This window comes from Flavobacterium gawalongense, from assembly GCF_007097265.1.
In the GTDB taxonomy this organism is placed as follows: Bacteria; Bacteroidota; Bacteroidia; order Flavobacteriales; family Flavobacteriaceae; genus Flavobacterium; species Flavobacterium gawalongense.
This window is the reverse complement of sequence record NZ_VJZP01000001.1, coordinates 328,916-351,313: the sequence shown is the minus strand read 5'-3', so window position 1 is coordinate 351,313 and position 22,398 is coordinate 328,916. Positions and strand designations below refer to the sequence as shown.

At 33.7% G+C, this 22,398-nt stretch carries 25 protein-coding genes; 15 read left to right on the top strand and 10 right to left on the bottom strand.

The genetic code is table 11. The features are described 5' to 3' along the window. Positions 1-228: 228 nt before the first annotated feature. The gene (locus tag FNW38_RS01680) at positions 229-1,464 is read right to left on the bottom strand and encodes a bifunctional folylpolyglutamate synthase/dihydrofolate synthase (protein ID WP_143387707.1); all 1,236 of its coding nucleotides are present in this window, start codon (positions 1,462-1,464) and stop codon (positions 229-231) included. A 128-nt stretch (positions 1,465-1,592) separates the two neighbouring features. On the opposite strand from FNW38_RS01680, the gene FNW38_RS01675 reads away from it, so the two are divergent. Continuing rightward, entirely contained in the window at positions 1,593-2,288 is a 696-nt protein-coding gene (locus FNW38_RS01675; protein WP_143387705.1) for a MotA/TolQ/ExbB proton channel family protein, read from the top strand. Between the two features lie 3 nt (positions 2,289-2,291). After that, entirely contained in the window at positions 2,292-2,687 is a 396-nt protein-coding gene (locus tag FNW38_RS01670) for an ExbD/TolR family protein (protein ID WP_143387704.1), read from the top strand. Between the two features lie 296 nt (positions 2,688-2,983). Here the strand turns inward: FNW38_RS01670 and FNW38_RS01665 are convergent, their stop codons facing one another. The 3 genes from FNW38_RS01665 to FNW38_RS01655 all read right to left on the bottom strand — a co-directional run bounded on the left by FNW38_RS01665 (position 2,984) and on the right by FNW38_RS01655 (position 6,652). Beyond that, positions 2,984-3,883 carry an energy transducer TonB gene (locus FNW38_RS01665; protein WP_143387702.1) on the bottom strand — a complete coding sequence of 300 codons (900 nt, stop codon included), beginning with the start codon at positions 3,881-3,883 and terminating at the stop codon, positions 2,984-2,986. A gap of 404 nt (positions 3,884-4,287) precedes the next feature. After that, a complete protein-coding gene (locus tag FNW38_RS01660; RefSeq protein WP_143387700.1) occupies positions 4,288-5,514 on the bottom strand; it encodes a Glu/Leu/Phe/Val dehydrogenase dimerization domain-containing protein in 1,227 nt (408 codons plus the stop codon). 67 nt (positions 5,515-5,581) lie between these two features. After that, entirely contained in the window at positions 5,582-6,652 is a 1,071-nt protein-coding gene (locus FNW38_RS01655) for an anhydro-N-acetylmuramic acid kinase (protein WP_143387698.1), read from the bottom strand. Positions 6,653-6,884: 232 nt separating this feature from the next. On the opposite strand from FNW38_RS01655, the gene FNW38_RS01650 reads away from it, so the two are divergent. From FNW38_RS01650 to FNW38_RS01610, 9 genes are all read left to right on the top strand, one after another. Then, positions 6,885-8,024, top strand: a complete 1,140-nt coding sequence (locus FNW38_RS01650) for an acyl-CoA dehydrogenase family protein (protein WP_143387696.1) — start codon at positions 6,885-6,887, stop codon at positions 8,022-8,024. Between the two features lie 100 nt (positions 8,025-8,124). Further along, positions 8,125-8,802, top strand: coding sequence for a Crp/Fnr family transcriptional regulator (locus FNW38_RS01645; protein WP_143387695.1), 678 nt, complete (start codon positions 8,125-8,127; stop codon positions 8,800-8,802). A 106-nt stretch (positions 8,803-8,908) separates the two neighbouring features. Next, entirely contained in the window at positions 8,909-9,274 is a 366-nt protein-coding gene (locus FNW38_RS01640) for a YHS domain-containing (seleno)protein (protein WP_235891375.1), read from the top strand. A 153-nt stretch (positions 9,275-9,427) separates the two neighbouring features. Further along, the gene (locus FNW38_RS01635; protein ID WP_143387693.1) at positions 9,428-9,817 is read left to right on the top strand and encodes a DoxX family protein; all 390 of its coding nucleotides are present in this window, start codon (positions 9,428-9,430) and stop codon (positions 9,815-9,817) included. Position 9,818: 1 nt separating this feature from the next. Continuing rightward, positions 9,819-10,307 carry a DinB family protein gene (locus FNW38_RS01630; protein WP_143387691.1) on the top strand — a complete coding sequence of 163 codons (489 nt, stop codon included), beginning with the start codon at positions 9,819-9,821 and terminating at the stop codon, positions 10,305-10,307. Further along, positions 10,295-11,005, top strand: a complete 711-nt coding sequence (locus FNW38_RS01625; RefSeq protein WP_143387690.1) for an NRDE family protein — start codon at positions 10,295-10,297, stop codon at positions 11,003-11,005. Before FNW38_RS01630 ends, FNW38_RS01625 begins: the two co-directional genes overlap by 13 nt. Before the next feature lie 11 nt (positions 11,006-11,016). Beyond that, the gene (locus FNW38_RS01620; protein ID WP_143387688.1) at positions 11,017-12,051 is read left to right on the top strand and encodes an ATP-grasp domain-containing protein; all 1,035 of its coding nucleotides are present in this window, start codon (positions 11,017-11,019) and stop codon (positions 12,049-12,051) included. 4 nt (positions 12,052-12,055) lie between these two features. After that, positions 12,056-12,697, top strand: coding sequence for a hypothetical protein (locus FNW38_RS01615; protein ID WP_143387687.1), 642 nt, complete (start codon positions 12,056-12,058; stop codon positions 12,695-12,697). 57 nt (positions 12,698-12,754) lie between these two features. Further along, complete coding sequence (locus FNW38_RS01610) at positions 12,755-13,732, top strand: M28 family peptidase (protein WP_143387684.1); 978 nt, start codon at positions 12,755-12,757, stop codon at positions 13,730-13,732. Between the two features lie 6 nt (positions 13,733-13,738). Here the strand turns inward: FNW38_RS01610 and FNW38_RS01605 are convergent, their stop codons facing one another. Then, the gene (locus FNW38_RS01605; protein WP_143387683.1) at positions 13,739-14,308 is read right to left on the bottom strand and encodes a GNAT family acetyltransferase; all 570 of its coding nucleotides are present in this window, start codon (positions 14,306-14,308) and stop codon (positions 13,739-13,741) included. 132 nt (positions 14,309-14,440) lie between these two features. On the opposite strand from FNW38_RS01605, the gene FNW38_RS01600 reads away from it, so the two are divergent. Genes FNW38_RS01600 through FNW38_RS01590 form a run of 3 tightly spaced genes read left to right on the top strand, consistent with a single transcriptional unit; the run spans position 14,441 to position 16,131 of the window. After that, positions 14,441-15,118, top strand: coding sequence for an SDR family NAD(P)-dependent oxidoreductase (locus FNW38_RS01600; RefSeq protein ID WP_143387682.1), 678 nt, complete (start codon positions 14,441-14,443; stop codon positions 15,116-15,118). A 30-nt stretch (positions 15,119-15,148) separates the two neighbouring features. After that, a complete protein-coding gene (locus FNW38_RS01595) occupies positions 15,149-15,502 on the top strand; it encodes a four helix bundle protein (protein WP_143387680.1) in 354 nt (117 codons plus the stop codon). A gap of 26 nt (positions 15,503-15,528) precedes the next feature. Then, positions 15,529-16,131, top strand: a complete 603-nt coding sequence (locus FNW38_RS01590; RefSeq protein ID WP_143387679.1) for a SprT-like domain-containing protein — start codon at positions 15,529-15,531, stop codon at positions 16,129-16,131. Positions 16,132-16,145: 14 nt separating this feature from the next. Here the strand turns inward: FNW38_RS01590 and FNW38_RS01585 are convergent, their stop codons facing one another. The 5 genes from FNW38_RS01585 to FNW38_RS01565 all read right to left on the bottom strand — a co-directional run bounded on the left by FNW38_RS01585 (position 16,146) and on the right by FNW38_RS01565 (position 20,479). Continuing rightward, positions 16,146-16,907 carry an ABC transporter ATP-binding protein gene (locus FNW38_RS01585; protein ID WP_143387677.1) on the bottom strand — a complete coding sequence of 254 codons (762 nt, stop codon included), beginning with the start codon at positions 16,905-16,907 and terminating at the stop codon, positions 16,146-16,148. Beyond that, complete coding sequence (locus FNW38_RS01580) at positions 16,904-17,653, bottom strand: MlaE family ABC transporter permease (protein ID WP_143387675.1); 750 nt, start codon at positions 17,651-17,653, stop codon at positions 16,904-16,906. Before FNW38_RS01580 ends, FNW38_RS01585 begins: the two co-directional genes overlap by 4 nt. 68 nt (positions 17,654-17,721) lie before the next feature. Further along, the gene (locus FNW38_RS01575; protein ID WP_143387673.1) at positions 17,722-18,570 is read right to left on the bottom strand and encodes a glycosyltransferase family 2 protein; all 849 of its coding nucleotides are present in this window, start codon (positions 18,568-18,570) and stop codon (positions 17,722-17,724) included. Positions 18,571-18,629: 59 nt separating this feature from the next. Next, entirely contained in the window at positions 18,630-19,184 is a 555-nt protein-coding gene (locus FNW38_RS01570; RefSeq protein ID WP_143387671.1) for a methyltransferase domain-containing protein, read from the bottom strand. Positions 19,185-19,420: 236 nt separating this feature from the next. After that, positions 19,421-20,479 (bottom strand): 3-oxoacyl-ACP synthase III family protein, encoded by a 1,059-nt coding sequence (locus FNW38_RS01565; protein ID WP_143387669.1) that lies wholly within the window; start codon positions 20,477-20,479, stop codon positions 19,421-19,423. 375 nt (positions 20,480-20,854) lie between these two features. Here FNW38_RS01565 and FNW38_RS01560 point away from each other — a divergent pair, with 375 nt between their 5' ends. Continuing rightward, positions 20,855-22,303, top strand: a complete 1,449-nt coding sequence (locus FNW38_RS01560) for an IS1182 family transposase (RefSeq protein ID WP_143387668.1) — start codon at positions 20,855-20,857, stop codon at positions 22,301-22,303. Positions 22,304-22,398 lie beyond the last annotated feature (95 nt).

The following is a 22,398-nucleotide window of genomic DNA, read 5'->3' as shown; positions in this document are numbered from 1 at the left end:
CAATTTAATCAAAAGGATGGTAAAGGCAGATAATATTTGCCATAGAGAAATAATATGTGGTTAGATACCGACCTCAAAACATTCTTAATGCTAAATTGTCTTTCTTTTTTATAATAGTTTAAGAATTAAGTGATTAATAAAAATAATAGTCACATAAATTTAACAAATTATGAATCAAGTAGTTATTGAAATAAGTAATTTATTTTAGACAATAATTGTTGGCAAAATTTAAATCCCTTCATTTAAAGGTAATTCGGCTACTACGAAGGTGCTACCGCCAATAAAAATAAAATCATTTTTTGTAGCATTATTCTTAGCGGCGTGATAAGATTCTGCTACAGAGTGATATATGTCTCCTTTGAGATTGTATTTTTTTGCTTTTTCTTGTAAAATTGAGGAGTCTAAACCACGCGGGATGTTCGGTTTACAGAAATAATAAATTGCATTCTTTGGAAATAAAGGTAAAACTTCATCTAGATCTTTGTCATTCACAACTCCTAGTACAATATGTAATTTTTCGAAAGTTTCTTTTTGTATTTGATTCAAAACAATTTCTAGGCCGTTTTTGTTATGTGCTGTGTCGCAAATGACTTTTGGGGATTCACTTAATTGTTGCCACCTTCCTTGAAGTCCGGTGTTTTTAACAACCTGTAATAAACCGGATTTACTATTTTTAGGAGTGATTTTAAATTCTTTCTGGGCATTTAATACTGCAATGGTTTGCAAAACGGTTTTCTTATTATGCAACTGATAATCGCCAATTAAATCGGAAGGATATGTTTCTGAAATTAAATCAGAAGCAAAATAGATTTCGGAGTTGCATTCTTTGGCTTTAGCCAAAAAAACGGGCTGCGTTTCAGGGGTATATTCTCCAATTACTACGGGAACGTTAGACTTTATGATTCCAGCTTTTTCAAAAGCGACGGATTCCAGTGTGTTTCCTAGAAATTGGATATGATCCAATCCAATATTCGTAATTACGGAAACGAGCGGTGTAATAACATTAGTAGCGTCTAGTCGTCCGCCCATTCCAACTTCAATAATGGCTATGTCCACTTTTTCTTTTGCAAAATAATCAAAAGCCAATCCAACGGTCATTTCGAAAAAACTCATGTCATTTGCCTCGAAAAAAGTTTTATGTGTATTGATGAAATCAGTAACAAATTCTTCAGAAATTTCAATTCCATTAATTTTGATGCGTTCCCGAAAATCTTTTAAATGTGGAGAAGTGTATAGTCCAACTTTATAACCCGCTTCCTGAAGTATGGAAGCCAGCATGTGAGAAGTGGAGCCTTTTCCGTTTGTTCCTGCTACATGAATGCATTTTATTTTATCCTGGGGATTATCAAGATGATCGATAAGCAAATGGGTATTGGTTAAATCTTTTTTGTAGGCGGAAGCGCCCTGAAGTTGGTACATCGGGAGTTGGTTAAACATCCAATTTATAGTTTCCTGATAGTTCATTTTTGTAATAAAATAGAGTTGTTTAAAATATTTTTCGATTTTTTTAGTTTAATAGTACATCGAAAAGTATCTTTATTGCAAAATTGAAATAATTTTTAGAATTAATGATTAAAATACAATAATATTATATGTTTAGTTTTATACAATTACAGGCCGACACCATTACCAACGCTGCATCAAACGTAGTTATCGAAAAAATTGCCCCAAACACTGAAATATCTACTTTAGGATTTCTTTTAAAAGGTGGTGTGTGGCTAATCCCAATTGGAATTCTATTATTTTACACTTTTTATTTGATTATAGAGCGCTACTTGTATATCAGTAAAGCATCAAAAATCGATAATCTTTTGATGAGAGATGTACGTGATAATCTAAATTCAGGGAATCTCGATTTGGCTCGATCTATTGCGGAAAGAAATAATACAGCTTCAGGAAATATTGTAAAAGAAGGTATTCTTGTTATTGGGAGACCAATTATTGAGATTGAATCCAATATGGATCGCGCTGCAGATATCGAAATAGGAGAAATGGAAAAGCATTTAGGCCATTTGGGACTTATTGCCGGAATTGCACCTACGTTAGGGTTTATTGGAACTATTTCAGGTGTAATTAAAATATTTTATAGTATCTCAGTTACTGAAAATATCAGTATTGGTAATATTTCCGGAGGATTATACGAGAAAATGATCAGTAGTGGAGCTGGATTAATAGTTGGTATTATTGCTTATAGTGGATATCATTTATTAAACGGTAAGATTGATAATTTTGCTTTAAAAATTCAAAAACAGATACTGGAGTTTGTGAATATTATTCAAAGATCTTAATATATGTCTATAAAACGAAAAAGAAGATTTCATGCCGAGGTAGCGACTTCCTCATTAAGTGACATTATGTTTTTCTTGTTGTTGTTTTTTCTAATTATATCCACTTTGGCTAATCCCAATGTTATAAAAATGACTTTGCCAAAAGCTAAGTCCAATGAAAAAACAAACAAGCAATACATAAGTTTGTCCGTTACCGAGGACAAGAAATTCTATATTGATAAGCAAGCTGTTTCATTTGAAGAATTGGAAACAACTTTAATGTCTAAAATGAACACAGAGAAAGACCAGACGGTTATTGTGAGAATCCCATTCAATTTACAAGTACAAGACTTAGTTGACGTATTGCAAATTGGGGTAAAGAATAATCTGAAGTTTGTGATTGCCACGAGTCCAAAGTAAGTGTCATTGCGAGTTTTTACGAAGCAATCGCATTTTTGGGCGTGACCACAATAGAAAAAGGGGCTAATCAGTTTTGTGTTGATTAGCCCCTTTTTCTATTGCGGTCGGGCTAACCGCAGTACTTTGGTACTTGCTCATATCCCTCACGCAAATTCCTAAACCACTAAATCGATAAGAAATTTTTTGTCATTCCGACGAAGGAGAAATCACATAGCGAGAGCAACAAATGTGATTCCTCCTTCGTCGGAATGACAAGTTTAAGGGGTGTTTCATTCCTGTCAATTCGTGTTATAGCTTTAATTCAAATTGAAATTATAAACAATCTTGCCCACTTGTTTTTCTGGAGCATCGCCACTGGCATCCCATTTAGTATTCATCGCTGCGATTCTGGCTTGGTCTAATAAACATTTTGCTGTATTAGTTGTCCCTTTTATACCGGCAACGGCATTTATTGTTCTTCCATTTCTATCTACGGATACTTCTACCACAACTTTTCCTTGCTCATTACAAGTGTATTTTGGTGCGGGTTTAGAAATTGCTTTCCTGTTTCCTAAGGAATATCCAACTCCACCGCCAGATCCGCTTCCGGTTCCTCCACCGCTGCCAGAGCCGTATCCACTTCCAGTTCCTATTCCGGTTCCAGTGCCATTTCCGCCGCCTGTTCCGCCACCGGAACCTCCAGTTCCATAGTAGCCATTAGAGCTTAAACTTCCGTTTGATTTTCCTTTATTTCCGGTTGCTTTGTCATCACCATCACCGCCTTTATTAGAACCTTTTAGAATACTGGATAACGCATCATTTGTATTATTGGAAACTTTAGGTTTTACAACCACTGGTTTTGGTTCCTCTTTTACAACAGTAATAGGTTTTTTAGTTTTTTCTTTTTGCGGAATGACAACGCTTTCTTCATTGCTGTTTTCCTGAGATAAAATAGCTTCGTCTGGAGTCGTTTTTGTTGGCGTTTGTTTAGTTTGGTTTTTTACTTCCAGAACTTCACTTTTATAATTTGCCCCGGAACCTAAATCGCTGTCTCCGAAATTCACGGTAACACCTCCGCCACCTCCTCCGCCGGCAAGTTCAGCCATGTTTGATGGAGGCCAAAATCGGATGAAAAATAAAATTAACAACATTGTCGCATACAAAAGAATGGATATGGCTAAAGATTTCTTTTGGTCTGATGAAATGGTGGAACTCATTTGTATTTTAAATTTAAAAAAGTGTATTACTAAAAAACGTTGAAAAGTACTAAAAATTGTCAAGAGTAAAAAGCTAGGGAGAGAATATAAATAAACCCGCTGGGTGTAATTAGTTTTTGATGATAATTTTCGTCAGTTCGAGTGATTTTCTCCCGAAGCCTCGGGAAGAAAATTATATCGAGAACTAGAAAATTAGTATTAAAAACGGTTCTCGATACATTTTTTGTTCCGTTTTACTCCACAAAATCCCGAAGCGTCGGGACGAACTGACGTTCTGAATAATTGCACCCAACGGGTTAATTAAGATTGCTTTTATTTAAAATTGAAAATAAGAAAAGGGATTAAATAGATTTAATAAAATCTGCTTAATCCCAGTTCCGATAAATGGTAAGAATACTATTTTTTTAAGTAAGCTGTTTCAATGCAATTTCAAAAGCAGTAGCACTAATATTTGTTTTGCTTGGATTCAGATTGTGTGCTTTTTCAATTGCCTTTTTAATGGTTTCCGATGTATCCTGAAAGATAGCTTCATCCGTCATTTGTACTTTCTTTTCCATGAAATAAGCAAAAACGCGAGCCATTCCACAATTAGAAATAAAATCTGGAATTAAACTCACTTTATGATCCACATCTTCCATAATTGGACCAAAAAATATGGCGGAGTCGGCAAAAGGAACATTGGCACCACACGAAATTACTTCGAGACCATTAGCAATCAAGCTGTCAATTTGAGACTGAGTCACTAATCTGGAAGCTGCGCAAGGAGTGAATATTTCAGCACCGATTGTCCAGATTTTTTGATTGATTTCTTCGAAAGGAATCATGTTTTCGGCAACCAGTTTGTTTCCGTCTTTAGCAAGGAATAATGCTTTTATTTCTTCGAAAGTAAAACCTTCTTCATTTATCAATCCGCCATCTCTGTCAATAATACCGATGATTTTTGCTCCCATTTCAGCCAGATAAAATGCTGCAGCTGAACCTACATTCCCAAAACCTTGGACAATAGCTTTCTTGCCTTTTACATCTCCACCATAAATAGTATAATAACTACGAACTGCTTCAGCAACGCCAAAACCAGTAATCATATCTGCAATTGTATATTTTCGAGAAACGTCTGGAGAGAATTTCGGATTTTCAATCACTTTAACCACACCTTGACGCAATTGACCGATTCTATTGATTTTATCAGCTTCGGTAGGTTTGAAATGCCCATTAAAAACACCTTCTTGCGGATGCCAAACTCCACATTCTTCAGTCATTGGAATCACTTCATGAATTTCATCCACATTCAAATCACCACCAGTTCCGTAATAACTTTTCAATAAAGGAGAAACTGCTTTGTACCAACGTTGCAAAACACCTTTTTTTCTTGGATCATTTGGGTCAAAATTAATTCCGGATTTAGCACCGCCGATAGCAGGTCCTGAAACTGAAAATTTCACTTCCATTGTTTTTGCCAAAGATAAAACTTCATTCATATCTAACCCTTTTCTCATACGAGTTCCACCGCCAGCAGCACCACCACGAAGAGAATTAATTACAGTCCAACCTTCGGCTTCTGTTTCGGCATCTTTCCAATGGAAAACTATCTCAGGTTCTTTATTTTCGAATTTCTTTAATAAATCTTTCATTTGTTGCGATATGTTTAATTTTGACAAATATAAAAAATAGAATAATGCGAATTATGTATTTTTAATATTATTTTGAGTAATAAATATTTCCAGAGCTATGATCCATTTCAGAACCCGTAACACTGCTCAAAACATTGATTTCTCCTCGCAATTTTAATACACCAAGCAACGCAAAAATCAACGCTTCTTTGAATTCCAGAATTTTAGTTGAAGGAATTATGATTTTCATTTCCGGTAAATAGTACTGAATACGTTCGATAAGAAAATTATTGTAAGCGCCGCCACCAGTTATGAAAAGACTTCCTTTTTTATTTGGCAAAGCCAAAGCGATTTGCTGTGCTACATGTTCAGTGAAAGTGCATAATTTGTCTTCAATAGCAATTTCGAAACTTTCGATTAAAGGTAAAACGATTTCTTTTACAAACTCAAAACCTAATGATTTCGGGTATTTCTTTTGATAAAAATCTAAAGCATTTAACTCATTTAGTAAATTAGTATCGATTTTTCCAGTTCTTGAAATGTTACCTTTATCATCATAATCTAATCCCAATTGATTAGCATAAAAATTCAAAACGGTGTTAACTGGTGAAATATCAAATGCAATTCGTTGCTTGTTTTGTTCAAAAGATACATTCGAAAAACCGCCTAAATTCATGCAATAATCATATTGAGGAAATAAAATTCGGTCGCCAATAGGAACCAAAGGAGCACCTTGACCACCAAGTTGAACATCCTGTACTCTAAAGTCGCAAACTACCGTTTGGGGAATTAAAGAGGCCATTTCGGGTAAATTACCAATTTGGAGTGTAAAACCATTTTGTGGTTGATGCAAAATAGTATGTCCATGGGAACAAACGGCATCCAGGTTTTCGATTTTATGTTTTTCGATAAAATCTGTAATAATGGAAGCGAGAAGTTGCGTATAGTTCTGATTTAATTTTTCGAGTTGTTCTTTAGAATAATCTACCGCAGATTTTAGGCTTTTTATCCAACTTGAACTATAGGCTATAGTTTCACTTTCAAGAATTTCGAAAGTCCATTTATTGTTCTTTACACTAAATTGAATATGTGCTAAATCGACTCCATCAAGCGAAGTTCCTGACATTACTCCGATAACGTTATAGTAATCTTCTTTCATTGAATAAATTTATAAATCAAAATTGATAATTTCATAATAAAAAAGTATCTTTGGATGCTTTTTTTAAATAAAAAGTAATTTAATGTGTGCAACTCAAAATAATCATCAATTTTAAAACAAAAAGTAAAAAATATAAAAAACTTTCTTAAGCTGTAAATTTAAGGATTGTAATTGAGTAATTTTACTTTTATTTGTAGAGTTGAAATTTTAATAAAATAAACGATATATAGTTATGGATTTTAATCTAACCGAAGAGCAGTTAATGATTCAGCAAGCAGCTAAAGATTTTGCTCAAAACGAATTATTGCCAGGTGTCATAGAAAGAGATGAATTTTCTAAATTTCCAACGGAGCAGGTGAAAAAAATGGCTGAGCTTGGTTTTTTAGGAATGATGGTGGATCCTAAATATGGTGGTTCCGGATTGGATAGCATTTCTTATGTTTTGGCGATAACTGAAATTGCAAAAATAGATGCATCTTCTGCAGTTGTAATGTCTGTAAATAACTCTTTAGTTTGTGCAGGTTTAGAAAAGTATTGTAATGAAGAACAAAAAATGAAATATTTAGTTCCTCTTGCCAAAGGAGAAGTAATAGGTGCTTTTTGTTTGTCTGAACCTGAAGCGGGTTCTGATGCAACTTCGCAAAAAACGACTGCAATCGATAAGGGAGATTATTACTTATTGAATGGAACCAAAAACTGGATTACTAATGGATCTTCAGCTTCAACATATATTGTAATTGCTCAAACCGATATTGAAAAAGGACATAAAGGGATTAATGCTTTTATTGTTGAAAAAGGTTGGGCAGGTTTTGATATCGGTCCAAAAGAGAAAAAAATGGGAATTCGTGGTTCGGATACCCATTCTTTAATGTTTAATGATGTTAGAGTACCAAAGGAAAACCGAATCGGAGCAGATGGATTTGGATTCAATTTTGCGATGAGTGTACTAAATGGCGGAAGAATAGGAATTGCTTCCCAAGCATTGGGAATTGCCACTGGTGCTTATGAATTGGCCTTAAAATATTCACAAGAACGTAAAGCTTTTGGAAAAGAAATTTTCAAACATCAAGCTATCGCTTTTAAATTAGCGGATATGGCAACTCAAATTATGGCTGCCAGAATGTTGTGTTTTAAAGCCGCTTCTGAAAAAGATTTAGGAATGGATATTTCTCAATCTGGAGCAATGGCCAAGTTATTTGCTTCCCAAACTGCGATGGATACTACTATTGAAGCAGTTCAAATTCATGGTGGAAATGGCTATGTAGCCGAGTATCATGTGGAGCGCATGATGCGTGATGCTAAAATTACTCAAATATATGAGGGAACTTCTGAAATTCAACGTATAGTAATTTCAAGAACACTAGTTTCTTAAATAAAATTTTATAGCTATTAAAACCCTTTCCAATTTCGATTGGAAAGGGTTTTGTTTTTCAAATCGTTTTTTTAATATATTTACTGAAAGATTTACTTTCATGTACGAAGATTTAAAATATTGGTATTTGCGCGATTATAAATTGTTTCGGACTTTGAGTTTTGGACAAATCAAGCAATTGTGCATTATTACCGGTTTTAAAAAAGCCCAGAAAGGCGAAATTATTTATTTTTTCTCTTCAGATGTGCCAAGAATTTTTCTGCTGAAAAAAGGAAATATTAAAATCGTAGCAGTTGATGAAGACGGAAATGAAACTATAAAAGATATTATTCAAAAAGGGGATTTATTCGGAGAGCTGACTTTAGAAACCGATGATCAAACGAATGAATATGCAAAAGTACTTTCTGATGACGTGGCTATTTGTAGTTTTCTAATGGCTGACTTTGAAGATTTATTGTTGCGAAATCCAAGTTTGGCACTTTCTTATACCAAATTTGTGGGTTTAAAAATGAAACGGATCAAGAACAGTTATTCTAATTTGATTTCTAAAGATGCCAAAACCAGATTGTTTCAGTTTCTAAAAGATTGGGCTGAAAAAGCAGGTAAAAGGATAGGGAATAAAGTAGTGATTGAAAATTATCTGACACAAAACGATATTGCACAGATTATTTGTACTTCAAGACAGACTGCGACTCAATTACTCAATGAAATGGAAACTAACGGAACACTGATTTATAACCGAAAAGAAATCATTATTTCGGATATCTCAAAACTGTAGTTTCAATTATTTCGTATCTATTGTAAAGTAGCTGACAAATGGCTTTTTTGATTCTAAATATCTTTGTTTAAGAAATAAACGAAGTTTCTTTTTAAATTAAAATACAATGAAATCGAAGATTCATGAATGCCAAAAAAGCAATTTTAAATTGTGGCGTAAAAAACAAATTCTCTATATGTTCGTTAGTATTATTTCATTAACAACAGTTGCACAAAACGAAAATAGTCGATTAACTCATTTCAATTTAGAACGTAAAGTTGCCTTACAAGGTTACGACCCAGTCGCTTATTTTAAACAAGGTAAAGCTGTGAAGGGGAAAAAAGAATTAACGGCATCGTATGAAGGGATTACATATAATTTTTCGATACCAGTAAATAGAGAATATTTCTTGAAAAATCCTTTAAAATATGAACCACAATTTGGAGGCTGGTGTGCTTATGCGATGGGGATTCCGGCGAAAAAGTGGAGATAAACCCACAAACTTTTAAGATTGTTGACGAAAAATTATATTTATTTTATAATGCTTATTTCAATAATACATTGAAAAGTTGGAATAAAGACCAAGCTGATTTAAAGTCAAAAGCAGAGAGTAATTGGAAAAAAATAATCAAATAAAACTGGAATCATGAAAACAACTATTTTATCTTGGGTTTTACGTATTACAGTGGCAGTAATTTTGTCACAAACGTTATATTTTAAATTTACTGCCGCCGAGGAAAGTATTTATATTTTTACTGCTTTGGGAGTAGAACCTTATGGAAGAATTGGTACTGGAATTTTAGAATTGATTACTGTAATTCTAATTTTAATACCCAGAACTACATTGTTTGGAGCATTATTAGGTTGCGGAATAATGGTTGGTGCTATTTTTTCACATCTATTTGTTCTTGGAATTGAAATAGAAAATGATGGTGGAACGCTATTTGCGTTGGCTAACATAATCTTATTTAGTTGTCTTACTTTAATTTTTTTAAATAAAGATAAAATACCAAATTTGTTAAAATTAAAACTCTGATATGCTGATACCTTCTATTAATAATAGTCTAAACGAATTGATTAATTTGCTCAATCAATTATCTGAAACTGAATACTCAAATTCATGTGCTGAATTGAGCAATGCCAGTATTGGTGAACACACGAGGCATATTATAGAAATGTTTCAGTGTCTTGAAAATCAATACGATTTAGGGATAGTGAATTATGATAAGAGGGAGCGTAATGTTTTGATCCAGAACGATGCAAACTTTGCAATTCAGCATATTTTAACTATTCAAAACGATTTAGAAAAACAGAATAAAAATATTGAGTTGCAACAGATTATTGATGGAGAGGAAATTCGAATTCAAAGTAACTATTATAGAGAGTTGCTTTATAATTTGGAGCATTGTATTCATCATCAGGCGCTGATAAAAGTAGCTATTTTACAATGTGAAAATGTCATTGTTGATGAAAATTTTGGTGTCGCACGTTCTACAATCGAATATAGGAATCAATGTGCACAGTAAGTTTTGTCAATGTCAATGATACAATTATCATTACCTCAAATCGAGATGAAAAAGTAATCAGGCCAAGTGCAATACCACCTAAAGATTATACCATTAACGGAAAAAATCTAATTTTTCCAAAAGATTCAAAAGCTGGAGGAACTTGGTTTGTTGTCGATGCAAATGGGGCAGTTTTGGTTTTATTGAATGGAGCTGACGAAAAACACAAAGTAGAACTTCCTTATAGAAAAAGTCGGGGTTTGATTGTTTTGGATATTATTAGTAGGGTGTCACCAAAGGACTTTTGGAATGAAATTGATTTGGAAAATATAGAACCTTTTACATTGGTTTTATTCCAAAATATGGAGCTGTTTCAATTGCGATGGAATGGTAATCAGAAAGAAGCGACTTCTTTAGATATTCATAAAAATCACATTTGGTCTTCGTCAACCTTGTATCCGGTTGCAATTCGGGAAAAACGTTCCGATTGGTTTTATACTTTTTTGGATGCAAATCCAGAAATTTCAGAAGCCGAGATGCTTCATTTTCATCGCTATGCCGAAGAGAAAAACCAAGTAAACGGATTGGTTATCAATCGAAATGACGAAATGAAAACCTTGAGTATTACCCAATCTGTAATCGAAAAAAATAAAGTCGCTATCTTGCATTGCGATTTGATTACACAAAAAGATTATAGGACCTCATTTATCACTATTTAAAATTTTCTCAATTGAAATTACTTTTTCATAAGATTACGCATTGGGAATATTGGCCGTTTCAGATTGTTTATATTCCAATTTATTTTCTTTGGGCATTTTATTCGCTTAAAGCAAAATCGATTTTTTTCTTCAACGCTTCTAATCCAACCATAAAAAATGGTGGATTTATGATGGAGTCTAAAAAAGCTATCTACGATTTAATTCCACAACGGTATTATCCAAAAACCGAACTCATAATAGAAGGAACTTCACTGGAAGAAATTTTAAAAATAATCGAATTTTCGGGAATAAAATATCCATTGATAGCAAAACCAGATATTGGTTTGCGTGGTTCGGGAGTCAAGAAAATAGATACTGTTGCCGACTTAAAAAGATATGCAGAAAAGGCAAATTTTGATTATGTAGTACAAGATTTAATTCCTTTCGAAAATGAAGTTGGAATTTTTTATGTGCGTTATCCACACGAGAAAAAGGGTGAAATAACTGGTATAGTTTCCAAAGAATTTCTGATTATTTCGGGAGATGGAATTGCAACTATTGAACAGTTAATCAGGAAAAATCCGCGTTACGAATTGCAACTTAAAGTATTGAAACAAGAATACGGCAAGAAATTATTGAAGGTTCTCCCAAAAGGTGAAAAACTAAATTTAGTGCCTTATGGGAATCATGCCCGTGGCGCGAAATTTATTGACGGAAGCCATTGGATAACCCCAAAATTAACCGATACCATTAATGAAATGTGTTTGCAAATTCCGGGTTTCTATTTCGGAAGATTAGATGTTATGTATACTACTTTGGATGAATTAGAACAAGGAAAAAACTTCTCTATTGTTGAGTTGAATGGAGCTGCAAGTGAACCCACACATATTTATGACCCGAAGCATTCTTTGCTATTTGCTTGGAAAGAACTCGCCCGCCATATTACGTATATGTATGAAATAAGTGTAGTAAATCATAAAAATGGAAGTCCATATTTAGCGCACAAAGCAGGTATGAAAGAATATTGCTTGCATTTAGAGCAAAGCAATAAAATTGTAAATTTCTAATAAAATGAAAGTTGTAAAAAATATTCTCGTTGGTTCCTTAGTGAGCTTTATTGGCTCAGTTCCACTGGGATATTTAAATATTATTGGGTTCAAAATTTACTCTGAATTAGGTATAAATAGTTTGATTTTTTATTTGTTGGGTGTTATTTTGGTTGAGTTTTTTGTCATTTACTTCACGTTGATTTTTGCAAATCAATTGGTAAACAATAAAAAATTGATGAAAGTGATCGATTTTTTTGCTGTTTTCTTTTTGCTGTTTCTGGGGTATTCTTTTTATGCTCATTCGAATCAAACAGTAGAAAATCATAATGATTTAGAAAAATTTATTATGTATTCGCCTTTTCTCATTGGTATGTTTTTGAATGGTATCAATTTTCTTCAATTACCATTTTGGACAGGTTGGAATCTCTATTTGATTAATGGGAATTATATTGCTATCGAAAAAAGACTTAAATATTATTACGTTTTTGGAACTTTAGTAGGGACGTTTTTTGGAATGCTGGGGTTAGTAACTATTCTAAATTTGTTTTCCCAAAACACGGCTAGTTTCTCAAGATATATATTGCCTGTAATTATTCCGTTATTTTTTGTAGTTTTAGCTCTAATTCAAATGTATGCGGTCTACAAAAAATATTATAAGAAATAAGATTTTGATCCTATCTATTTAAAGAAGATTTACTCCTTAACCAAAGAATTATAAACTATGAAAAATACACTTTTACTTCTTCCATTCGTTTTATTCGGATGTTTATCAACTTCTTCTATCACGGCCCAAGCCACAAACGATACCCGATTAAAACTATTAGAAGCTGAATATAAAGTCAAAGAAAATGATGTTGCAGAAACGTTGAAATATTTGACTTCTGACGAGTTAGAAGGTAGGGAAACCGGAACAAAAGGAATGGTAAAAGCGGCTGATTATTTGGAGCAGTTTTTTAAAAACAACGATGTAAAGCCTTATTTTAAATCGTATCGCGATACGTTATCAACTTTCAAAGAAACGGCATTCAATATTGTAGGTTTTGTTGAAGGTACTGACGCTGTTTTGAAAAATGAATTTATAATTCTAAGTGCGCATTATGATCATATTGGAATTGATAAAAAGGGAGTCAATGGAGATTTTATAAATAATGGTGCCAATGATGATGCGTCAGGAACAACTGCAGTTGCTGAAATGGCTAAATATTTCAGTGCTGTTAAAAACAATAAAAGAAGTGTTCTTTTCGTGTTTTTTACAGGAGAAGAAAAAGGATTGTTAGGTTCTAAACATTTAGCTAAAAAGCTGAAAGCACAAAACTTTAATTTATACGCGCAATTCAATATTGAGATGATTGGAGTGCCAATGAAAAGAGATTATCTAGCTTATATTACTGGTTTTGATAAATCGAATATGGCGAGTAAAATCAATGAATATACCGGAAAAAATACGATTGGTTTTCTTCCAAAAGAAGCCGAATACCAATTGTTTTACAGATCAGATAATTATTCTTTTTACAATGAGTTTCATGTGCCTTGTCAATCTGTGAGTACTTTCGATTTTGAAAATTTCGAATTCTACCATCATGTTTCGGATGAATTTAAAGCTATGGATTTATCTCACATGACTTCGTTTATTCAGGAGTTATTACCTGCGGTTACGCAAATGACCAATGCTCCAACACACGAAATTCACATGAATTAGTGAGTTTTAGATAACGGGTTTATTCATGTCATAAGCCAAAATAAAATAATTGTTATTGTTGAATTGAAAATCAGCGATGATCGTCCATTTTAGTTTTTCGGTATGCGCTTTTGTAGATGGAATATTGGTTTTATTGATAAAGGTCAAAGCCAATGGATATCGTTGTACAATATTGATTCTCATAAATTCGAAAAGTGGTGTTATTAATCCTTTTCCTCGATATTCCTTATGAATACAAATAGGTCCATACTGAAAGCTATTGGTTGTAGTAATATCGAAATCTAAAAATTTAAGATTAGGAAATAATGTAGTCATATAATTGAATATGGACCATTGGTTGAAAAAATCCCAGCCTCCTGCAAAAATATAAGCGATGATTCTAGTATTGTCTTTGGCGATAAACAAGCCTTGTTGTCCTATGACTTCGGTTAGTTGAGGGATTGAAAACGGCGTAGTGACAAACCCTGAAGCTTTTTCTTCTTCGGATAAATTAGATACCAGATACAATTCCTGTAATGCCAAAATTCCATCAATATCATGCAGTTTTGCTATTTCTAATTGTATGTTTTCTGTCATTTGCTGCGAATTCAAATAGTATTTTGTTTCGGCAAAATTAAGCATAATTATAGAAAACCTTATTTTTATATTTGAAACAATACCTACAGCTAAAATGATGCTTTTTTTAGTGTTTTTGTTTATTTTTGCTACATGAAAAATATTATTATTACAGGAACTAGTAGAGGGATAGGATATGAGTTGGCATTGCAATTTGCCAAGGCTGGACATCAAGTGTTAGCCATTTCAAGAAAAATTCCGCAAGCTTTATTAGGGAATGAAAATATCACTTGCCTTTCGGTTGATTTATCTAATGAATCAGAATTAGAGAAAGTGCAAGATTTTCTTTCTAAGTCTTGGAAACAAATTGATGCGGTCATTCATAATGCAGGAAGTTTATTGTTGAAACCATTTTCAGAAACAACTCAGGAAGATTTCGAAAATATCTATAAAGTCAATGTTTTTGGAGTTGCTAATTTGACTCGCATTTGTTTGCCTTATTTACAAAAAGGAAGCCATGTAGTAACAATAAGTTCTATGGGCGGAATTCAGGGAAGTTTGAAATTTGCAGGACTTGCAGCTTATAGTTCCAGTAAAGGTGCTGTTATTACATTATCAGAATTATTAGCTGAGGAATATAAAGAAAGAGGTATTGCTTTTAATGTTTTGGCTTTAGGTTCGGTTCAAACAGAAATGTTAGCTGAAGCTTTTCCAGGCTATCAAGCTCCAATTACAGCGAGTGAAATGGCGGATTATATTTTTAATTTTACGCTGACTGGAAATAAATATTTCAACGGAAAAGTGTTGCAAGTATCTTCTACGAATCCGTAACTTAGAGTTATAAATTTTAAGTTATGAATTATGAGTGAAAGTATTGTAAAAACAAAGAGTTTTGAGTTGGCAATTAGAGGTGTGAATTTTTACAAATACTTGGTCGCTGAAAAGAACGAATATATTATGAGTAAACAATTTTTGCGTTCAGTTACTTCTGTTGGAGCAAATGTCCGTGAAGCGGTAAATGCGCAAAGCAAGCCTGATTTTATTCATAAGTTGTCAATAGCTCAGAAAGAATGTAATGAATCTCTTTATTGGTTAGAGCTTTTAAAAGAAACCAATTATATTTCCGAGATAGAATTTGAATCAATTTACAAACAGAATAATGAAGTTTTGAAAATTATACGAAGTATTATAATAACCTCAAAGAAAAACTCATAACTTATAATTCCTAACTCATAACTATTTTGAGCGAAACCTTAGCAAGATATATTCCAGAACATGCTGTAAAACCAGTTTTTGAACTTATTGTTGTCAATCAAGTGCATCTTAAGATTGTAAATGAAAGACAAACGCGTCATGGTGATTATCGAAAAGGCTTAAATGGGAAGCATGAAATCACGGTAAATTCAAACCTGAATAAATACAAGTTTCTGATTACGCTGATTCATGAAATTTCTCATTTGGTTGCGTTTGAAAAATTTGGAAGGAATATTAAGCCTCATGGAAACGAGTGGAAGTATTCATTTCAAAGGTTGATGATTCCATACATTCGTCCAGAGATTTTTCCAAATCATTTATTGCCGTTGTTGGCGAGACATTTCAAAAACCCAACAGCCAGTAGCGATACCGATGCTACTTTAGCATTGGCATTGAAGCAATTTGACCAGCAAAACGACAAAAATTATGTGTTCGAAATTCCTTACGGCAGTGTTTTTCGAATCCAAAACGGAAAGATTTTCAAGAAAATAGCCATAAGAACCAAGCGTTTTGAATGCCTTGAAGTGAGTTCAGGGAAAACCTATCTTTTTAATCCAAATGCGGAGGTAGAGTTATTAAAAACAAGTTAAATTTGGCGTAATTTTTATTCCTTCAAATAAGCTTCTCGTACTTTTTTGAATAAATTCGAAGAATAGACAAAGTCCACTACAGCTTCGTTATCGGTTCTGAAAATTTCTTCTTTAGTTCCTTCCCAAGCTTTTAAACCATCTTTCAAGAATAAAATTTTCTCCCCAATTTCCATAACCGAGTTCATATCATGCGTGTTTATTACGGTTGTGATATTGTACTCTTCGGTAATTTCTTTGATAAGATTATCTATCAATATAGCCGTGTTTGGGTCTAATCCAGAATTGGGTTCGTCACAAAACAGGTATTTCGGATTGTTTACGATAGCGCGGGCAATTGCCACACGTTTTTGCATTCCTCCTGAAATTTCCGAAGGTAATTTTTTATGTGCGTCAGTAAGGTTAACTCTTTTTAATACAAAATCTACGCGTTTCTGAATTTTTGAATTATTGTCTTTGGTGAACATTTTTAACGGGAAACCTACGTTTTCAGCTACGGTCATGGAATCAAACAAGGCACTTCCTTGAAAAACCATTCCTATTTCAGTTCGTAAATCTCGTTTTTCCTCTGGGCTTAATTCAGAATATATTCTACCGTCAAATGAAATTGTTCCAGATTCGGGTGTATGTATGCCTAAAAGACTTTTTAGCAGAACGGTTTTGCCAGATCCACTTTGTCCAATAATTAAATTTGTTTTTCCGGTTTCAAAAACTGTCGAAACACCTTTAAGAATTTTGATGCCGCCAAATGATTTTTCTACGTTTTTTACTTCTATCATGAGCCTAATAACAGTTGTGTTAATATATAATTGAAAGAAATTATTGAAACCGATGTCCAAACAAATGATACGGTACTTGCTCTTCCTACTTCAAGTGCACCGCCCTTCATGTAATATCCGTGAAAAGAAGGAATGGTTGCTAATAACATCGCGAAAATCAATGTTTTTAGAAAAGCATAAACGATATGAAATGGAATAAAATCCAATTGCGCACCATTTATAAATTCGGCGCTTGAGGTAAAACCACCATAAACACCAGCCATCCAGCCACCTAATACTCCCAGGAACATACTGATTCCAATGACAAATGGATATAATAGTAAGGCAATTATTTTTGGAAAAACTAAATAGTTTAACGAATTAACGCCCATGACTTCTAGTGCGTCAATTTGTTCTGTCACTCTCATGGTTCCAATACTTGATGTGATAAAAGAACCCATTTTTCCAGCCATAATCACCGAGATGAAAGTGGGTGCGAATTCTAATATTACCGATTGTCTGGTTGCAAAACCAATAAGATATTTTGGGATTAATGGATTGGTCAAGTTTAAGGCAGTTTGAATGGCAACAACACCTCCAACAAAGAAAGAAATGAAAGCCACAATACCCAAAGAACCAATAATTAAATCGTCAATTTCCTTGAAAATTAGATTTCTCATCACAGACCATTTAGTTTGTTTATTGAAAATTTCTTTCAGCATTAAGAAGTATCTTCCTATCTGCGTTATATATCGAATGAGCATCATAGTTTTGCGATTATGGGCTAAATTACAAAAATAGTTATGAGTTATAAGTTTTGAGTTCGTAGTTTTCGTTAGAAAATTTTTTCTTTCATTTTCTTCAAACGATAATTCCGAATGAATTTTGCTTGTTCTGCAGTTACCAATAAAGGGGTTTTAGCAGCTTTGGCTTTCCAAAAACCTTTGATGTAATCTAAAAAAAGGAAAGGTTTCTTTTTCATCATAGCCAGTTTTGCCGAGGCAATCGCCGTGATTAAAAAACCGTAACCTAAGGTGTAAAAAGCTTCACCTTGTTTGTAACGTGCTGTTTTGTTATAATTAGCTCCAGTTGGTTTTAGATGTTTTACGATTAATGAAGCATCAGTAGCTATTTTCCAGCCATAAAATTTAGACAATAATTCATCAACGGTGTCCCAACCCATTGCAGGTTTTAAGTTGTCTATTTGTTGAAAACATGCTTTTCTATAGGCTTTGAATGCGCCTCGAATATGGTCTTTATCGGTTAGGTTTTCCAGAATCCATTCGCCGTTTTTTTCGATATAGGCAAATCCGCCGGCCATCCCTATTGTTGCATCTTTTTCGAAAATGTTTAAAATAGTTTCAAAATAATTGTTAGGTAGAATTAAGTCGGCATCCAGTTTTACTATGACGTCATAATCTTCGTCCAATGTTTCAAAACCTTTGTGAAACGCCTGAATGACTTTACTTCCCGGAAGATGTATCGCACTTGAAGTTTTGTTTACCAAAGTAATAAACGGATTTTCTTTGACGAAAGCTGTTACGATTTCGGCTGTTTTGTCGGTAGAATTATCATTGACCACCACCACTTTTTTTGGTAAAACAGTTTGCGAAATCAAAGATTCCAAAGTTAAAGCAATAAATGCTTCTTCGTTATGAGCCGGAATAACAATGTAATAATTCATTTTTCTTGAGGGACTAAGTTTCTAAGATGCTGAGATTTTTAGCTTAAAAATTGTAGAGTCTAGGCTCCCTTCCCTTCGGGGAGGGTTGGGGAGGGGATTTTTTCAGCGTAAACAATATAATATCGGTTGGTGAACTTACGTAATAAGGGACGAATGCCAAATTTCTTAACGGGATTGGTCCATTTTTCTCGGTCGATTATTTTCCAGCCTGTTTTTTCCAATAGCCAGTCCAATTGCCAATCTTCAAATTCATGGTAATGTCTGTCCCACATATCTGTTTTGCTTCGATATGCTGGTGAAAACCACAAACGCATTGGGATAGATATAAAAAGCTTATCGGATTTTATTTCTTTTAAAATAGTAAACGGATTGAGTAAATGTTCAAAGATTTCGAAAGCAGTTACGACATCCTGTTTTTCATTTGAAAGTACGGTTTGGTCGATATCTAAGTCTTCTCCTGTTGTGTTTTTAACAGCAAATCCTTCAGATTTCATGATTTTAGAAAAAGGGTTTTCTACGCCTAAATCTAATATGGTTTCATCCGTGGAGATGTGTTTTTTTAGAAATTCTAAAGTGTGTTTGAATCTTTTATTGGGAAACGTTTTTTCGTACATGTTTTTTTGATTTTGCCGCAAGGGCACGAAGCCACAAATATAGTAATAAATGTGTTTTTGGACATTGTTTTTTAGCCCGGATAGGAATGAAAATCCCGGAGCTTCAAAATGTAGTTTTTCAAGGTGTAAAAAGCGACTAAAAGAAGCTTTCTTACACCTTAGAAAAACAAGTTTTGTAGTGAGGAATTGTAATGTATAGCCGGATTAGCTCCTGATTACCAAATTCATTATAATGATTAATATCTGTAAACAAATGCGTTGATATTCATTCCCGCTCCAACGGATGCAAAGATAAGAACGTCGCCTTTTTGTATGGATTGGTTTTCTATTTCTCCACGAATTAACAAGTCAAAAAGGGTAGGAACGGTTGCCACACTGCTGTTTCCCAGTTCGTGAATGCTCATTGGCATGATGTCTTTGGGTACGGGTCTGTCGTATAATTTGTAAAAACGTTGGATTATCGCTTCGTCCATTTTTTCATTGGCTTGATGGATAAGGATTTTTTTTACGTCGTCAATGTCTAATCCGCTTTTGTCCAAACAACTTTTCATTGCAGCCGGAACTTGGCTTAATGCAAATTCATAAATCTTGCGACCATACATTTTTATGTAACGAATGTCTGGATCTAAATCAGGATTGTATGATTTACCAAAGAACAAATAATTGGCTTCATCATTTGCATAAGTAGCACTTTCATAAGCCAACATTCCTGTTTCATCATCAGAAGCTTCAATAATAGAAGCGCCTGCGCCATCAGAATAAATCATGGAATCCCTGTCATGCGCGTCGACTACTCTCGAAAGGGTTTCAGCGCCAATTACCAGACAGCGTTTTGCCATTCCCGATTTGATGAAAGCATTGGCCTGCATAACCCCTTCTATCCAGCCTGGACATCCAAAAAGGATATCATAGGCAACACATTTTGGGTTCTTTATTTGGAGCTTGTGTTTCACACGGGTGGCCAAACTTGGAATCATATCGGATTGATTTGTTCCGCATTTTACATCGCCAAAGTTGTGTGCAAAGATGATATAATCTATTGTTTCTGGATCAATTCCAGCATTTTCTATTGCTTTTTGGGAGGCAAAAAAAGCTAAATCAGATGAGGTGTACTGATCTTCGGCATAACGTCTGTGTTCAATTCCTGTTATTCCCTTAAATTTATTAATGACAACTTCGTTAGGATAACCAAAGGCGGTTCCATCTTCGTTTAAAAAAACATGTTCGCCAAAGTCTGTATTACTTACTTTTTTCTCAGGAATATAACTTCCTATTCCAGTTATTTTTATTTTCATCGGGTTATTTTTCCAAAAATTCAGGCTAATTTAATGATTAAAAAGTTATTACACTCATAATATTTACTATGCATGCATATAATTATGAAATAATAATTTATTGGCAAAAATATTGATTATTTTTTTACAAATTGCAAAAATCGATGCGATATTTCTTTACTAATTGTTGCGATTGATAAAATGGATATTTTAAGAATTTGCATTGTACTATTTTCTGAATTTTGTATAAATTTTGAGGTATAAAAAAAATGTCCCGATTTCTCGAGGCCACTGAAAAAGTCTTTTTACGAATATATTGTTAATAAAAAGGAGTAGAAATCAAAGTTTTCTGCTCCTTTTTTTCGTATTTTTAACTGTAACCATAAGGCCTTTTAGATGTTAGTTCAGCAACAAAAAATTCAGTTCAGTTCGTATTCTTCGTTATATGATTTAATTGTTCCCAAGGATAATATGCTAAGGAAAATTAATGAGTTGATTGATTTTTCATTTATCTACGATGAGTTGCTAAATAAGTATTGCGCCAATAATGGTCGCACAGCAGAGAGTCCTGTGCGTATGTTCAAGTATTTACTTCTGAAAACAATTTATACCGTTTCAGATGTTGATGTAGTTGAGCGTTCCCGTTTTGATATGTCTTTTAAGTCTTTTTTGGAAATGGCACCAGAGGAAGATGTCATAAATTCAAGTTCCTTGACAAAATTTAGAAAACTACGTTTGAAGGACACCGACCTATTAAATCTATTGATTGGTAAAACGGTATCTATAGCTGTTGAAAAGGGCATCATACGCTCCAAGTCTATTATAGTTGATGCCACACATACTTTATCGAGATCAAATCCATTTTCGGCAATTGAAGTATTGCGTGAACGTTCCAAACTACTACGAAAAACGGTTTATTTATTTGATGACCAATGGAAAGAACGCATGCCAGAGAAGAACAACACCAATGAATTGGAAAAGGAATTGGCCTATTGTAAAGAGTTGGAGAAACGGCTGGAAAAAGAACAATCTTTATGTTCCATACCTGCCGTGAAAGAAAAATTAAACTTGCTAAAAGAAACGATAGAAGACACTCAGGAAAATTTTACGTTATCAAAAGATACAGATGCTAAAACGGGTCATAAATCCGCTGATAGTTCCTTCTTTGGATATAAGACTCATTTAGCAATGACTGAAGAACGTATCATTACAGCAGCTGTAGTAACATCAGGAGAAAAAGGAGATGGACCAGAATTACCTAAACTTTTAGAAATTAGTCAAGAAAATGGAATTGATGTAGATACAATTATTGGCGATGCAGCCTATTCAGGGAAAGAAAATCTTAAACTCACAAGTGAACAAAACATTAAAGTAGTAGCGCGTCTAAATCCTTCCATAACACAAGGATTTAGAAAAGACGAAGATAAATTTGATTACAATAAAGATGCCGATATGTTTGTTTGTCCTGCAGGTCATATGGCTATACGAAAGGCTCTTCAGGGTAAAAAAAACATTGGAACGAATCAAGTACAAACCTACTATTTTGATGTCGAAAAATGCAAGTCTTGTCCTTTAAAAGAGGGTTGTTATAAAGACGGAGCCAAGACAAAAACATATTCTGTATCGATAAAATCAGACTTACACCAAGAACAAATCAGCTTTCAAGACACTGACTATTACAAAGAAAAAGCAAAACACCGATACAAAATAGAAGCGAAAAACAGTGAATTAAAAAATGTACATGGTTATGATAGAGCAATATCGTATGGCATTACCAATATGCAAATGCAAGGAGCGATAGCAATTTTTGCAGTCAACTTAAAAAGAATACTGAAATTAATGTAGGAAATGCAAGCTACACGCGCATTATGCAAAATGAACCTCTATCAGTCAAAAATCGGCTGATACAACCTACAATAAAAAACAGTTACAAAAAGAAA